Source organism: bacterium (assembly GCA_020444065.1).
Classification (GTDB): Bacteria; Sumerlaeota; Sumerlaeia; order SLMS01; family JAHLLQ01; genus JAHLLQ01.
Map to the genome: position 1 here is coordinate 148,349 of JAHLLQ010000006.1, position 14,171 is coordinate 162,519.

General features: G+C 60.2%; 14 protein-coding genes. 7 read left to right on the top strand and 7 right to left on the bottom strand.

Going from position 1 to position 14,171, the window contains the following annotated elements; translation table 11 throughout:
- Position 1 precedes the first annotated feature (1 nt).
- A complete protein-coding gene (locus KQI84_14950; protein MCB2156173.1) occupies positions 2-2,674 on the top strand; it encodes a VCBS repeat-containing protein in 2,673 nt (890 codons plus the stop codon).
- A gap of 9 nt (positions 2,675-2,683) precedes the next feature.
- Here KQI84_14950 and KQI84_14955 read toward each other — a convergent pair whose 3' ends face one another.
- Complete coding sequence (locus KQI84_14955; GenBank protein MCB2156174.1) at positions 2,684-3,115, bottom strand: hypothetical protein; 432 nt, start codon at positions 3,113-3,115, stop codon at positions 2,684-2,686.
- A 301-nt stretch (positions 3,116-3,416) separates the two neighbouring features.
- On the opposite strand from KQI84_14955, the gene KQI84_14960 reads away from it, so the two are divergent.
- The 3 genes from KQI84_14960 (at position 3,417) to KQI84_14970 (ending at position 5,555) form a co-directional block, all read left to right on the top strand.
- Complete coding sequence (locus KQI84_14960; GenBank protein ID MCB2156175.1) at positions 3,417-3,881, top strand: hypothetical protein; 465 nt, start codon at positions 3,417-3,419, stop codon at positions 3,879-3,881.
- Positions 3,882-3,986: 105 nt separating this feature from the next.
- Positions 3,987-4,607 carry a hypothetical protein gene (locus KQI84_14965; protein ID MCB2156176.1) on the top strand — a complete coding sequence of 207 codons (621 nt, stop codon included), beginning with the start codon at positions 3,987-3,989 and terminating at the stop codon, positions 4,605-4,607.
- 90 nt (positions 4,608-4,697) lie between these two features.
- On the top strand, positions 4,698-5,555 hold the full coding sequence (locus tag KQI84_14970; GenBank protein ID MCB2156177.1) for a site-specific DNA-methyltransferase: 858 nt from the start codon (positions 4,698-4,700) through the stop codon (positions 5,553-5,555).
- A gap of 3 nt (positions 5,556-5,558) precedes the next feature.
- Here KQI84_14970 and KQI84_14975 read toward each other — a convergent pair whose 3' ends face one another.
- The 3 genes from KQI84_14975 to KQI84_14985 are packed head-to-tail and all read right to left on the bottom strand — an operon-like array spanning position 5,559 to position 8,450.
- Complete coding sequence (locus KQI84_14975) at positions 5,559-6,668, bottom strand: hypothetical protein (GenBank protein MCB2156178.1); 1,110 nt, start codon at positions 6,666-6,668, stop codon at positions 5,559-5,561.
- 19 nt (positions 6,669-6,687) lie between these two features.
- Entirely contained in the window at positions 6,688-7,743 is a 1,056-nt protein-coding gene (gene waaF, locus KQI84_14980; protein MCB2156179.1) for a lipopolysaccharide heptosyltransferase II, read from the bottom strand.
- Positions 7,740-8,450 carry an HAD-IA family hydrolase gene (locus KQI84_14985; protein ID MCB2156180.1) on the bottom strand — a complete coding sequence of 237 codons (711 nt, stop codon included), beginning with the start codon at positions 8,448-8,450 and terminating at the stop codon, positions 7,740-7,742. Before KQI84_14985 ends, waaF begins: the two co-directional genes overlap by 4 nt.
- 151 nt (positions 8,451-8,601) lie before the next feature.
- On the opposite strand from KQI84_14985, the gene KQI84_14990 reads away from it, so the two are divergent.
- Entirely contained in the window at positions 8,602-10,626 is a 2,025-nt protein-coding gene (locus KQI84_14990) for a prolyl oligopeptidase family serine peptidase (protein ID MCB2156181.1), read from the top strand.
- Positions 10,627-10,632: 6 nt separating this feature from the next.
- On the opposite strand, the gene KQI84_14995 is transcribed toward KQI84_14990, so the two are convergent.
- From KQI84_14995 to KQI84_15005, 3 genes are read right to left on the bottom strand one after another with little or no spacing between them, the layout of a single operon-like run.
- Complete coding sequence (locus tag KQI84_14995; protein ID MCB2156182.1) at positions 10,633-11,421, bottom strand: SDR family oxidoreductase; 789 nt, start codon at positions 11,419-11,421, stop codon at positions 10,633-10,635.
- A 12-nt stretch (positions 11,422-11,433) separates the two neighbouring features.
- Complete coding sequence (locus KQI84_15000; GenBank protein MCB2156183.1) at positions 11,434-12,144, bottom strand: arginyltransferase; 711 nt, start codon at positions 12,142-12,144, stop codon at positions 11,434-11,436.
- A gap of 5 nt (positions 12,145-12,149) precedes the next feature.
- The gene (locus tag KQI84_15005; GenBank protein ID MCB2156184.1) at positions 12,150-12,602 is read right to left on the bottom strand and encodes an Rrf2 family transcriptional regulator; all 453 of its coding nucleotides are present in this window, start codon (positions 12,600-12,602) and stop codon (positions 12,150-12,152) included.
- Between the two features lie 311 nt (positions 12,603-12,913).
- On the opposite strand from KQI84_15005, the gene KQI84_15010 reads away from it, so the two are divergent.
- Both KQI84_15010 and KQI84_15015 read left to right on the top strand, forming a co-directional pair.
- Positions 12,914-13,531: a hypothetical protein gene (locus tag KQI84_15010; protein MCB2156185.1), complete on the top strand. Its 618-nt coding sequence runs from the start codon at positions 12,914-12,916 to the stop codon at positions 13,529-13,531.
- Positions 13,532-13,603: 72 nt separating this feature from the next.
- Entirely contained in the window at positions 13,604-14,149 is a 546-nt protein-coding gene (locus KQI84_15015) for a type II secretion system protein GspG (GenBank protein ID MCB2156186.1), read from the top strand.
- Positions 14,150-14,171 lie beyond the last annotated feature (22 nt).

A 14,171-nucleotide genomic window follows, 5' to 3' on the forward strand; every position in this document is an offset into this window, starting at 1 on the left:
CATGAAGGCAAGGCTCGGCGCCCTGCTGTTCATGTGTGCGGTTCTGGCGTTCACGAGCGCCGGCGCAGTCGCGCATGCGGCAGAGGATTTCGGATGGGTGCCTCAGTCCATACAAGCCATCGACTATCAGGATGACGGGCGATTCGATCTCGCCGTCGCTTACGCCTTCACGGATAACGTCGCCGTGATCGGAACGGATCCGGTAGGCAACGAGACGCTACTCTACACAACAGAAGTGGGATTGAACGACGGCATTTTAAATGACTTGCCGCGGCAATTGTTGGTCAGAGATTTTACCAAGGATGGTGTCGACGACATCCTGGTGCTGTGCTCGGGAAACCCGAATGCACTCACACGTTCTTCCATCCAGGTCCTTCGCGGTTCCGCAAACGCTGGGTTCATTCCTCTGCCGGCGCAAATGGCTGAGATTCCAACCGGAGAGTTCCGCTTCCCGACTTGCATCGACACGGCGGACTTGAATGGTGATGGGTTGCTCGATCTGATCGTCGGGAACACCTATCGGAATAGCTTCACGCAATTCAACGGAGTCGGTTTCGGCCAGTTTGAGTTCGAGGGAGAGCGCATCACGCCGGATGGCACAGGCGTGACGGATGTGGCGCTGGTCGATCTGAATGCCGATCGCCAACCCGATCTCGTCTTCACAACGTACCAGTCGCTGTGGGTTGGCTTGGCGGCGGCCGACGGCAGTTTCCCTTCACTCTGGCAAGTGTCGCAGGAATTCAGCGGAACGCTGTTGGCCTTTGCAGTCGGCGATGTCGACGAAAGCGGCCGGCCCGACATCGTCACTACAACGGATTCCGGCGGAGTGACCATCTTCCACGACCTGAACGCCGTCGGACAATCGTTTGCCCGCCGACAGGAAATGCCGCTTCATTCCGGCGCGTTTCTTTCGGACGTCGCGCTGCTGGACTGGACGCGCGACGGACGTATGGAGATCGCCGTGCTGGACAAGCACTCCAATGAGGCTGTGATCCTATTTCCAGACAACAGTATCGCTCCACTGTGGCTGCCGATTCCGGCTGCTGCGCCGCGCCGGATGGCAGTGGCCGATCTGGATGGCGATGGCACGCCTGATATCGCGACTGCAAATGAAGGCGATCAAGACGACTTCCCCAATCCAGACGTTTCCAGAATCTATAACTCGTTCACAAACTCCGCCGCAGGTGACTTGGTTCCCGATGGCGTGATTCGCCTGCGTCCCCTGTTTCCAGGCAGTATCGAGATGGTCGGCGCAACGGGCGCGGGCCTGCTCGGTTTGAGTTGGGTCTTCGACACATCGACTCAGGAACTGGCCGGCTTCGATCCTGAGGGAAATCGCATCGAGACGCTGCACATCGTAGGTGCGGGACCTGGGTCCAACGCCTACGTCGACCCATCCGGGCTCGCGTTCGAAAGCGCAACCGGCGGACGCGTCTTTCTGCTGGATGAAGCGAATAGCCGGATTCGCCAGTACTTGCTGAGTGGAGACGAATTGCGCCCGCTTGGCTCCATCGCTATCGCGAATCACGAAGGGCTCAGCGGACTGGTTTACGAACAAGCGGCACAGCGCTTCTGGACAATCGATACCGTGCAACAGCGCGTGCTTGTCCTTGAAGAAGATGGCTCGCCGGCGATGCAGTTCGACATTGGATTCCCGGCGGACCTGATCGCTCTGGAGTACCCCGGCGATAAGGTTTACCTCAGTCGCCGCGGAGGAGGACGGATCATCGAGTTTGCGCCGGGCAGCATGGGCATAATGCCGACGGGAAATCAGTTCTTCCTGCCACAGTTCGCCCCCGAACTGCGCGAAGATGCGATCGCCGGAATCGCGTGGAACAGCCCGGCGGAGAAGCTGATCGTGACGACCTGGAATCGCGCGATGGCCACACTCACGCTTCCCGAGCCGCCAGACGCGTCGAATCCCTTTGGGCTTCCCGAAGCGAAGCTGGCGCCGCTTAGTCGAGGCGGACGGATCGAGGCGCTGGCGATCGATCGCGATCGCAACGAGTTGTTGATCCTGGATCGCGACGGAATTCCATCCGTGATTGTGACGGGGCTCGGCGGCGACTTGAGGCGTGTCCTGGAGCTCGATGTCCACGGCGATCCAAACAACCATCGGGAACCATCGATACCGTTCGAGCCGGCCACGATTGCCTGGGATCCGCTGCATGACGAGATCGTTGTGGGCGATCGGTGGTCGACGCGATTCATCGTGCTCTCCCCCGCCGGAGACATGATGGGATCGATCCAGTGGAACACGCCCGGTACGGCAGCAGACTCCACGTGGCCCCCCTTCACGGGTCTCGAGATTGATGACCAGGGGGACTTCCGGCTGCGCTCGCAATCGGGGATTCTGACGGCTCGCCGCGATGGAACGATCATCGATTCAACTTATCTGGCCACACAGGATGCGGGCGATCTTGCCGGAGACGGCACGTCGTTGTTCGGTCTCGCGCCCGCGGACAAACGCCTCGATCAGCTCGCGGGCAATGCGCTCGATGCGAACAGCGTCTACCTGAACTACTTGGCCAATCCTGCGGAAACGCTAACCGGTCTGGCGACCGCCGAAGGAGCCTCGCTCTTCCTGGTGGGTGCGCCCGCCCCACGCGAAGTCCATCTGCTCCGCCGCACCACCACGACGGCCGCGGAACCCGCGTGGGCGATGTACGAGTAGTCTTCGCGCCTACGCCTTGTCTTTTTTTCTGAGTTCCGCCGCTACCAGATCATCCACAGACATCTGCCGGGCGATCGCGATCAGCGTGGGCAAGTCGCAGTCCCGCGCGCCGGGCAGGAGCATGTAGGATTCTCGATCGGGGATGTAGTGCCTCTTCCGGCGCAGGTGAACGATCAGCACGTACGCATCCAGAAGCGAGACCCACTCGTAGCCCTTTTCGTTCATAATCGATTTGAGGCGAATGGACTGGACGAAGATGAAGAGCGGCAGCGCCAGCCCGACCAGGAACAGCCCCAGAAAGACCCACTCCCACGTGCCGTCGTACCGATTGGCGAGCCGCGGCATCGTGATCATGAACCCGGAAAAGAGAAGCAGATAGACAAACGGCCGACGTCGAACGGCCTCATCGGCTTCTTTTGTGACAGGGTTTGGGGCGCTCATGTGATCCCTGGTCCTCCTGCATTTCCCAGGCTTTGTACGGGCAGAATCACATCCTCTTCAAATAGACAACTGACTATTGCAATTGACGGTTCAAGTGCGAGAGGCACAGGTTAGGTCTTGAATCCCGAAAGGGAGGGAAGGGGCAGTGGACAGCAGCGCCCGACAAGCAGTGCGTTCACCTTGGGGACTCGCTTGGCTGGCGATATCAATCTTACTGATAGCCATTCTGATCATACTCGGAAGGCCCTCTACCCCAAAGCACGAGATTCGAGTCTTTGGCGAGGCGCATCTGCCCGAGGGCATGGGGTTGTACCGAGGAGATGCGGAAGATGCCTTCCGAGACTTCGCCGATCCGAATCTCAAACCCGGTCTCGTCCGCTACTTCTGGGGATATCCCGATGAGAATGTCGCTTACATTCTCCCTCTTGGAGGCGGGTCGAGTGCTGGGAGTCCATTCCTGAATGGTGATCGCGCACTTGAGGAGGCCGAGTTTCTACTCAAGACGGAATGGGACTTCCTCAACGGAGCAGCAGGGCGACACTACAGTGGTATGGATATCCACACGAGAGACAATCGAAGGATACTTATTGTCTTCGACGGAGCCGCCGTCACTATGGCGATGTCGCCTGATAGTTCGGACCCACTCGACTACTGGCTGAAGGACGCGGGCGACGAAAGCCAAAGATTGGAGAGATTCTTCCGCAGTTACTTCGATCTGTGGAAGCAACTCTCGCTGTATGGAACCCCGGCGCCGTCCTGGATCTGAGATACTGAGGCACAACTCCAAGTAGACAGCTAACTGCTCCAATTGACGGTTCAAGTGCGAGAGGCACAGTTTAGGTTCTGAATCCGGCAAGGGAGGCATAGCGCAATGGACAGCAGCACCCGACAAGCAGTGCCCTCCCATTGGGCAATTGTCTGGCTAACGTTGCCGATCATCCTGATCGCCCTGCTAATGTTGTTCCTCAGGGGCCCTACTCCCAAGCACGAGGTTCGGGTCTTCGGCGAAGCAAGTCGCATCAGAGGTGCAGGACATTACAGCACCCACACAGAAGATGCATTCAAAACCTTCGCCGATCCGAGTCTGCGACGGGGTTTCGTCCGCTACTTCTGGGGACTTCCCAGTGATCATGTCGCCTACATCCTTCCGCTTGGAGTTGGGTCCAGTGCAGGGAGTCCATTCCTGAACGGCGATCGTGCACTGGAAGAGGCCGAGTTTCTTCTCAAAACGAAATGGGATTTTCCCCATGCTGGGACGGGTTTGCAGTACAGTGGGATTGATATCCACACAAGGGACGATCGAAGGATACTCATTGTCTTTGATAAGATGGTTTCCACCTTGTTCGTATCTGCAGATGAATCGGATCCTCTGAAGTACTACCTGCAGGATGCGGGCACGGATGCTCAGAGGCTGGAGAAGTTCTTCCGAGGTTACTTCGTGCTGTGGGAGCAGCTCTCATTGTTCGACACACCGCCTCCGTCAATGATCTGAAGCACGCAGCGGCTGGATGGGTTTCCGTTGCGGGCATGAGATTCCTCGCCGAATCTCTCGTCGGCATCGATCTCAGGCTCGGGGCGCTTCATGCTGGATATTCACTTCGGCGACAATCTGTCCGTTCTTGCGACGTTCGAGGATTCCTCGTTTGATCTGATCTACGTCGATCCGCCGTTCAATACGGGGCGAGATCAGGAGCGCACGCGGATGCGGACGAGACGTGTGCAGGAGGGCGGCGACCGGACGGGATTCGGAGGGAATCGCTACAGCACGGAGGTGATCGGAAAGTCGGCCTGGCCGGATCGCTTCGATGACTTCATGGCGTTTCTCGAGCCGCGTCTTCGCGAGGCACATCGCCTGCTCGCGCCGACGGGCAGCTTCATGCTCCACCTCGATTATCGCGAGGTGCACTACGCCAAGGTCGTGCTGGATGAGATCTTCGGGCGCGATTGCTTCATCAACGAGATCATCTGGTCGTACGATTATGGCGCGCGATCGAAGAAGCGCTGGCCCGCGAAACACGATAACATTCTGTGGTATGCAAAGAACCCGAAGAGCTACACCTACCGTTACGACGACATCGACCGCATTCCCTACATGGCACCGGGACTGGTCGGACCGGAGAAGGCCGCGCGCGGCAAGACGCCGACGGATGTCTGGTGGCAGACGATTGTGCCGCCCGGAGGGAAAGAGCGCACCGGCTATCCGACGCAGAAGCCCATCGCGATTCTGAACCGGATCGTTCGGGTGCACTCGAATCCGGGCGATCGCGTGCTGGACTTCTTCGCCGGTTCGGGGACGACGGGGGAAGCCGCCGCCGCGAACGATCGCGATTGCGTGTTGGTGGATTCGAATCCGGAAGCCATTCGAGTGATGGCCAAAAGGCTCACCCCGTGGGAACCGAAGTTCCACGGGGCGAAAGAACTCAACCTGGAAACCGATTAGCGGCTATTCGCCGCCCCAAACGGCATCTTCATCATAGCCGCCGGAACTCCAACTGTCGCCACGCTGACGCTCAAAGTCCTCCTGGATCTGATCGGCCTTCATCAAGCCCACTCGGCTGATTTCATTCTGGGCCTGGAACATCTGAACGATGCTGCTCATGTGGTTTTCCTGGGTGCGCCGCTCGAATGAGTCCTCATCGGCCCAATATGTTTCCGGTACGTCCGGCTCCGAGAACATTGGGCGAATCAAATCGTCCTCGTCGCCCCATTTTCCGTTCTTGCCGGGAGAAGAGATCATCTGCTCTGCCGGATCGAGTCGCATCTCGTGCCCCCAACCGTCGTAGGCACACCGGCTCTCGATGATCCCACGATCGACCATGCCTGCCAGCGATTGCGGCATGTCATCCTGCAGGCTCCCCATGTAGATGTACGGCTGCATGCCGTGCTCGACCATCTGCATCAGAATGATTGTGTACACGGCGAGTTTGAAATCCGTCGGGCTTTGCGGCGCGAATCCCTCCGCGATCGGTGAGGGCTCCCAGGGCACGGGCTGCGTCATCTTCAAAAGAGTGAATCCCGCGACCGAAATGATGAGGAGGGCGACGACCACAGCGATCACAATGACAAGTGGTGACACCGGGCGAGACTGGGCCCGTCGAATGTCCGCTTCGTCCTGACTGAAGAAATCTTCGCCCGGAATCCCGGAGCGAGCGCCGAAGTCCGTGATACTGCTCGGAGGTCCAGCACTGTGAGCGCTGCCATAGACGCCCTGTCCGCCTTGAGGAGATGGCGGAGGCTGATGGGCGACCGGCACGCACGGTCCGGCGCCAGGCCCTGGCGGAGCCCCCCCCTGCGAGAATCCAACAGGCTTCGGAGGTTTTGGAGCGGCTCCGCCGGTCGGCGCGAACGGGAAGCTCTGTCCGCTCCCACCGCTGGCGCCCGCGGGCGGAGGCGGAGTCGCCTGTGGTTCATTCGTGGGGGGCGGTGGCGGGTTATTCACCATCTGCTCCCACTGGCGCTGCGCATCGTCCGCGGGTGGCGGAGGCGGCTGGTTGGCGAAGTTCTCGTTGAAGCGCTGCTGCGACGAGTCTTCCGGATGCGGAAGGTCGTTCATAGTAAACACCGTCCTTGGCTCAAACGGCCGTGGATTGGGTTTCTTGCACCAGTTTATTGGCTACAGTGTATACGGTATCGGATGTCACTCTATTCATGCAACGATGATCTATTGGGCAATGGCGCAGCAGACACGGCGCGCATTCGGTCTCCTCGCGGACGATCCGGGCAATGGGTGAAAGCGGCGCGGTCGTCACCCAATCGGTGCTGCCAAAGACTGCGACCAACGGAGTTCCCAGCGCGGCCGCGAGGTGCATGGCGCCGGAGTCGTTCGTCAAATACAGACGGCAGCGCGTGAAGAAGGCCATCAGCTCGCGCAGTTTCATCTCCCCCGCCGCGTTATAGAAGGCCGGGCCGCCGGCACTCACGACCTCCTCCGCCACATCGCGCTCGCGGGGGATTCCCGTCACGAAAACGCGCGCGTCCAAATCCTTGGCCAGGCGGGCTGCGACCTCGGCGAATCGCTCCGGCAACCAACGCTTCGCAGTCCCGTAAAACGCCGCGGGATTGACCCCGAGAACGGGCTGGCCATCGGCAACGCCGCGGGCGCGCAACCACGCCGCCATGTCCTCGCGCTCCTGATCCGTGACGTGCAACGTCAGCGGAGGCGCGTCGCCGGCGTGGACTCCCCACGGCGAGAGGAGCCTCATGTAGTACTTCACCTCGTGCACGGCCAAGTCCTGCGGTCTCAGTTCGATGGGGTGCGTCAGCATGAAGCCGCGGGCATCGCGATCGTATCCGACGCGGTAGCGGACTCCGCCCAGTCGCAGCACGATCGCCGCATTCATCGAGTTCGGCAGTGCGAAGCCAAGGTCGGGCTTCAGTCCACGCAGCTTACGGACGCACGCCATATAGCCTTGGCGCGAGCGATCATCGATCGGCCACACGGCCGAAATGCATGGATGCGGGTCCAGCAGAGGCGCAACCGATGGTCGCGCCATCGCGATGATCTCCGCGTTCGGGAAGAGCGATTTCGTCGCGCACAGGAAGGGCGTGTTCATGACGACGTCGCCCACCCAGTTCGTCATGCGAACCACAATGCGCTGAATCGATGCGGGATCCGGGATCTGCTTCATGACAGAAGGTGCTCCACGGCGGCCACCAGATCGGGCCGCGTGGGATATCCACAATCGCCAAGCCGCCCCTTGCGATCGACGAGGCAGACGTTCCATCCGGCGGCAGTCGCGCCTGCGCCGTCATCGGAGGGCTGGTCGCCCACAAAGCCGAGTCGCTCGGCAGGCAATTCCGTCTTCATGCGCGCTGCGTCGAAGATCGCCGGGTCGGGCTTTTCCACGCCCACGTGGCAGGAGACGGTCAGGTAGTCGAAGTACTTCGCCAGCCCCAGTCCATCCAGCAGGCCATCCAGGCGCGTGTCGAAATTGCTGATGATGCCGGTCTTCGCCCCGACGCCATGAACACGTTCGAGAGCCGGTTCAACGTCGTCGAAGACGCGCCAACAGTCGGGCGACGCAAACGCATCGTACACAATCTGGAAGTATGGATCGGCCGGCATCCGCGCGCCGGCGAGTGCAAACGTCTGCGCAACGACCGCCCGCCAGAAGAGCTTTCCCTGCATCTCCGTCTTGCCGTAGGGAGACCCGACGGCCTTCTTGCGCGTCTCGGCCCAGGCCTGCATGAAGGTCCGATCAAGCACGTCCGATGGAACGTCGATCCCGAACTGCCGGGCCACGTCGCCATAGACGGCGCCGACTCCTGGATAGGGATGGATGAGCGTCATCGCGACGTCGAAGAAGACTGCGTCCAGCTTGCGTTCTGAAGACAATTGGCCCTCCTGGGCGGGAATATCCTGGGATTGGAACCCAACGGGACGACGGACGCAAGCATGGGGAAGACTTGCTTGACCCATCCCGCGGAGGGTGGCCCATTGGGAAACAGTGGCGCCAGCCGCCGAATCTTTCCAACTGGAGCTTCCCATGGCCCGCAAGAGCATTCGAATCGACGATCTGTTCAAACTGAAAGGCATGGCGGATCTGCGCATGTCACCGGATGGCCAACACGCCGTCGCGGTCGTGCAGTCGGTCAATGTGGAGGAGCAGCGCAACGAGACTGCACTGTGGCTTTGGCGGGCGGAAGACGACAGCTTTGAGCAACTGACCAAGGGGCCAGCGGACTCATCCGCCGTGTGGCTGGACAACCAGACGATCGTTTTCGCGGCCGGGAATCGTGAGGAAGATGAGAAGAAAGATGGTCCGTACCAAAAGACGCGCCTCTTCACGATGTCGCTGCGAGGCGGCGAGCCGCTCCTTCGCGCGACGCTGGACGGCATTGTCTTCGAGATGGAGCCATCGCCCGATGGGTCGACGTTGGCTCTGACGTTCGGTGCCATGCCTGCGGTTCCGAAGAACAAGCAGGAGCTCTGGAAGAAGGTCCCACCGCCGATGGTGGCGAACCATGTGCGCTTCAAGCTGAACGGCCTCGGCGATCTTCCGCCGCGCCTGCCGTCCATCTACTTGCTCAAGACCAAGCGCGAACAATGGAGCAAGCCGAAGCCGCTGATCGACGATCCGCTCTACTGGGACAGCGGCCCGCAGTGGCTTCCCGATGGCAAGAAGATCGTGTTCTCGCGAATGGATGCAGCCTCGGTCAATATCGAGGGCCACGTCATGATTGCGGACATGAAAGGCAAGATTCAGGAACTCGATGTTCCGGTCGGTCCGATCGGCGGAGTAGTCGTCTCGCCCGATGGAAAGCACGTCGCCGCCGCCGCAAATGGAGATCCGCAGGATGGGCACTCCAAGCCGGTGCCGCTTGGTATCTGTTCGACCGATCCGAAGAAGAAGGATTGGAAGCTGATCGTCGAGACCGATGGCCAGGTCACACGCCAGGTTGTTCTGTGCGATGGGTGCGTCAGCATGTCGGGCTTCATGAAGTGGGAATCGGAGGATGCGATCTACACGGTGCATTCCGTCCACGGGCATTGTGAGTTGCTGCGCGTCCAGCCCTCGACCGGCGAGACGGAAGTGCTTGCAGGCAAGTACGGCATCGCGTTCCCGGCGGATTGCGTCGGCGACACGCTTCTGCACGGCATCACGGCGCCGGATTCGCCGATTGAGTTGCATCGCCTTGGCCTGAAGAAGCCGCTGAGCAAGTTGAACTCGAAGACGCGAAAGCTGTACGACATCGATCTGAAACGCTGGTGGGTGAAGACCGATCCCGATATGCACGTCGAAGCGTTCCTGTGGGCGACCTCAAAGCAACTCAAGACGCGCAAGTCGGCATCGCTGCCGTTGATCGTCTACGTCCACGGCGGCCCCTCAGTTCAGACGGGCGATGGCTTCATCCACGAGTATACCTGGCTCGCCCACGAGGGATATCCGGTGGTGACGCTGAATCCGCGCGGCTCGACGGGCTACGGCGTTGCCCACGGTACGGGCATCTCCGGGAACTGGGGCGATCGCGATGTCCATGATGTGCTGACCGTAACGCGTGCGACGCTGCGCAAGTACCGCCAATTCGATCGCAAGCGCGTCTTCATCGTCGGCGGATCGTACGGCGGCTACATGGCAAACATGATGGTGACGCGACATCCCGGCGTGTATCGAGGGGCCGTCTCGCAGCGCTGCGTCTCCAACATCATCAGCATGTCGGGCACATCCGACTTCTCGAACGCGCTGCTGCCACAGATCATTGGGGTCAGCAGCATCTGGGACGATCCTCAGCGCTCGTGGGATCTCTCACCGATTTCGAAGATCCGCGACGTTCGCGATCCAATCCTGATCATTCACGCCGACCGCGATTTGCGCTGCCCGATCGGACAAGGCGAGGAGATGTTCCACGGCCTTGTCGATGCCGGCAGGAAGATCAACGAGGAGGTGCGCTTCGTGGTGTTCAAGGGCGAGACGCACGAGCTCTCCCGCGGCGGACGTCCGGAGAACCGGCGCGTTCGTCTGGAGGAAATTCTCGGCTGGGTGAAGAAGCACGACAAGCCGCGCAAGTGATGATCGTCAGATCGACTTGATCAGTCCGCCATCAACGAGCCAGTTTCCGCCGGTCAGGTAGTCGGCCCGCGGTGAGGACAAGTACGCCACCAGGCTTCCGATATCCGTCGGACTACCAAGACGTGCGGCTGGAATCGAGTCGATCGCCGCCTGGCGTATCGCGGCGGCAGGCTTGTTCATTTTCTGCGACTGCATCTCGAAGACGGCCGCGAGGCGATCCGTATCGATGCGCCCCGGCGCGATGGAATGGCAGCGGACGCCCTCGGGACCAAGTTCACTGGCGAGGGACTTGATCATCCCAACGAGACCCGGACGCATGGTGTTCGAAAGCGTCAGGCCCGCGACGGGTTCGCGCGTGGAACTGCTGGTGACGACGAAGAACCGCGGCGCTGGGCTTTCTTTCAAGAGCGGGAGTGCATTCTTCACAAGGTATGCCGGTGCAACGAGGAGCAGGTCCGCAGCCTTGCGCCATTGCTCGACGTCCAAATCCTTCAGGCCGCCCGGTGGTGGCCCGCCACTGTTGCAGACAATAATGTCGAATCGGCCGTAGGAGGCGTGGATCTTATCGAGCAACTTCTGCGTCGCATCGAGCTCTGCAGAGTCTATCGCGTACGTGTTCACGCGTCGGCCCGTCTCGTCCGCGATCTCCTTGGCCGTCTGGCGCAGAGGAGCTTCACTTCGCGCGGTGAGAAGCAGATCGCACCCTTCACGCGCCAGCGCTTCCGCGATTCCGCGCCCGATTCCTTTGCTGGCGCCTTGCACCAGCGCCACGTGTCCCTTCAGTTCCAGATCCATCGCGCAGCCTCCTTATTGCTCGTTCAGCCGGCGCCATCCTCCGTTGCCATCGCCGAGTTCGCAAGGCCGGAACGCCGTCTTGTAATTCATCTTCCTGCAATCTTCGATGTAGTAGCCCAGATAGTGATACGCCAATCCGTGCAGGCACGCGTAGTGATTCAGCCACATGATCACCCATGTCCCCAGGCTGCGGCGGTTCATTTCCTCATCCGGCTCGTAGTAGGTGTAGACGGAACTGATCGCATCCGATTCGACGTCGAAAACGGTCACGGCCACGACTCGGCCATCCAGATGGAAGATCGCTTCGCGCGATTGCAGCGGCGTCTCGTACAGAAACTGGCAATACTCCGACCATTCCGTGCACATGTCGCCGCGATGCCGAGCTTGCTGATAGCGAACGAACAGATCGAACTTCTCACGCGTGGGCTCGGGTTCCTGAATCTTCGCCTGGATGTCATGGTTACGGCGTTGGAGCTTGCGCTGCGTGCGATCGGGTTGGAACTCCCAGACCGGGATGCGAATCGGAACGCACGCCTGGCAGCCATCGCAAGCGGGCCGATAGACGATCTTCCCGCTGCGGCGCCATCCATGGTCCATCAGCAGCCGGTATAGGCCGAAAGGCATCTTCTCGATCAGGAAGGCCCGGTCGCGCGCCTCGCGATCCGGCAGGTAGGGACATTCATGCGGCGGACCCTTTGGAAGTTCCAGGGTATCGAGGTCCACAGTGCTCAGATTCCTTCTCCGAAGACGAACTCCTGATCTTCGATGATCTGGCGGCGCACGATGGGAGCACCGCTGAGCACCTGGGCCAGCGTGACATCGTCGACCAGTCGATCGACCTCTTCACCGATCTCGAACAGCACGCGCAAGAAGATATCGGAGCCGGCTTCCTGGCTGGCCTCTTCATCTTCCGGTCCGGAGAAGTGGCCCTCGAAGTGGCGGAGGATCTCTCCCAGTGTGATTTCTTCGGCGGGCTTGTTCAGCCGATATCCGCCCTTCTTGCCGGCGAGGCTTTCGACGAAGCCGTTCTCGCGCAACTCGCCCATGATCGCTTCGAGGAACTTGCGGGGGATCTCGTTCTTCTCCGCCAGTTCGCGGACCGAGATGGGTGCTTCTTCGACTGCGGCGGCAAGTGCCAGAAGTGCTCGAAGCGCGTACTCGGATTTGCGGCTGAACTTCATACGGGGGCTCCCGTCCGGATTCTCCTCCTACCAAGACGATAGGAGATTCAAAGTCAACCACAGCCGGGTGCGGACGCAAGATGGCACCGTGTCATTGCCGTGGCAGCGTTCCGAAACGTACGAAGGGATCTTCCGATTCGACGGAAAGGTCCGAAGGCGAATGCTCGCGCGGAATCGTGTGGTGAGACGTAACAATCTGAATTCCTTGAACTTGATGCGACTACCTGAAGGCTTAAGTTGCACGCGCTCTGAGAGGCACAGGGGTTGCCAGAAGCAATTGCCAGAATTGCGTGTCGTGGGGGAATCACAACATGAAAAACGTCACAGGAAGTAACCGCTGGAAGCTGGTGGGATCGCTGGTGCTCCTCTTGGGAGCGATCGCCTTCGTGATGGCTCAGTACAAGTCGTCGGTGCCGCAAGCTCCGGAACCCGGCGAATTGGGCCCTCGGCATGAGCAGAATGAAAATCATTCTGCTCCGCCGCAGGGGGAAAACAAGGATGGCGAACGCCCCGAACCGGGCCGGATGCTGAATCGTCAGGAGCGCGAGAATATGCGCGCGGAAATGACCGAGCGCCTCGGACTGACGGAGGATCAGCTCGCTCAAATCGATGAGATCGACAAGCAGTTCGAAGGCAAACGCGGCCCGGAAGCCTGGGCCGGTCGAGCGCAAGCCATGCAGGAAATCCTGACTTCCGATCAGCAGCAGAAGCTGAACGGCATGCGTGACGAGATGCGCGAGCGGTTCCAGGAGCGCATGAAGCAGCGCATGATGGAACGTGCCAGCGTTCTCTCGCCTGAGGAGCAAGAGCTCTTCATGAAGAAGCTGGAAGAGCGCATTAAGAATGGACCTCCGCACGGGTTCGGTGGGCATCCGCCGGGCGACGGCCCCCCGCCTGACGGTGAGGGCGGCCCACCGCCGGAAGACTGATCCGAACGACTCTCTCCGATCATTCGCAGCAAGCCTCCAACATCGAAAGAACGCATGGGAGATGCACGACCAATGAAGACGCGAGCATTCACACTGATTGAGCTCATTATCGTTGTGGCGATCATCGCCATCCTCGCAGGCATCGGAATTCCGAACCTGCTGGAGGCCCAGACCCGAAGTAAGGTCAGCCGTACGAAGGCTGATTTGGCGACTGTCGCGACGGCGCTGGAAGCCTATCACGCGGACAACAATCGCTACCCGCCAAGCACGCTGGTCCCTCGATTTGCGCGCTTGCTGCCGCTGACAACGCCGATCTCTTACATTACGACTATCCCAACGGACGTCTTCAGAACGAAGGATGAGCACCATGGACCGTTCCGCGCGCTCGGCAACTATGCCTACGGCGCACAGCCAATCGATACGGAGAGCCGATACGCGTTGGCGAGCGATGGTCCGGACCTTCGGCCAAATCACGAACCGATCGAATTTTATCCCGGCAACAAGCCGGAAATCTGGGAGAACCCCAGCAGCGGGTATGATTACGTGCGCTATGATCCGACGAATGGAACGGTCAGCACGGGCGACATCTGGCGGATCAGCGACGGGCAGATGGAGTAGGGACTCCGCCATGCCTATCGAA

What these genes read in the sequence shown, in the direction of transcription:
- KQI84_14990 (MCB2156181.1), top strand. Translation starts at nt 8,602, where the DNA reads ATGGCCCGCAAGAGCATTCGAATCGACGATCTGTTCAAACTGAAAGGC.
- KQI84_14960 (MCB2156175.1), top strand. Translation starts at nt 3,417, where the DNA reads ATGGGGTTGTACCGAGGAGATGCGGAAGATGCCTTCCGAGACTTCGCC.
- KQI84_14950 (MCB2156173.1), top strand. Translation starts at nt 2, where the DNA reads ATGAAGGCAAGGCTCGGCGCCCTGCTGTTCATGTGTGCGGTTCTGGCG.
- waaF (MCB2156179.1), bottom strand. Translation starts at nt 7,743, where the DNA reads ATGAAGCAGATCCCGGATCCCGCATCGATTCAGCGCATTGTGGTTCGC.
- KQI84_14955 (MCB2156174.1), bottom strand. Translation starts at nt 3,115, where the DNA reads ATGAGCGCCCCAAACCCTGTCACAAAAGAAGCCGATGAGGCCGTTCGA.
- KQI84_14995 (MCB2156182.1), bottom strand. Translation starts at nt 11,421, where the DNA reads ATGGATCTGGAACTGAAGGGACACGTGGCGCTGGTGCAAGGCGCCAGC.
- KQI84_15015 (MCB2156186.1), top strand. Translation starts at nt 13,604, where the DNA reads ATGAAGACGCGAGCATTCACACTGATTGAGCTCATTATCGTTGTGGCG.
- KQI84_15005 (MCB2156184.1), bottom strand. Translation starts at nt 12,602, where the DNA reads ATGAAGTTCAGCCGCAAATCCGAGTACGCGCTTCGAGCACTTCTGGCA.
- KQI84_14965 (MCB2156176.1), top strand. Translation starts at nt 3,987, where the DNA reads ATGGACAGCAGCACCCGACAAGCAGTGCCCTCCCATTGGGCAATTGTC.
- KQI84_14975 (MCB2156178.1), bottom strand. Translation starts at nt 6,668, where the DNA reads ATGAACGACCTTCCGCATCCGGAAGACTCGTCGCAGCAGCGCTTCAAC.
- KQI84_14970 (MCB2156177.1), top strand. Translation starts at nt 4,698, where the DNA reads ATGCTGGATATTCACTTCGGCGACAATCTGTCCGTTCTTGCGACGTTC.
- KQI84_15010 (MCB2156185.1), top strand. Translation starts at nt 12,914, where the DNA reads ATGAAAAACGTCACAGGAAGTAACCGCTGGAAGCTGGTGGGATCGCTG.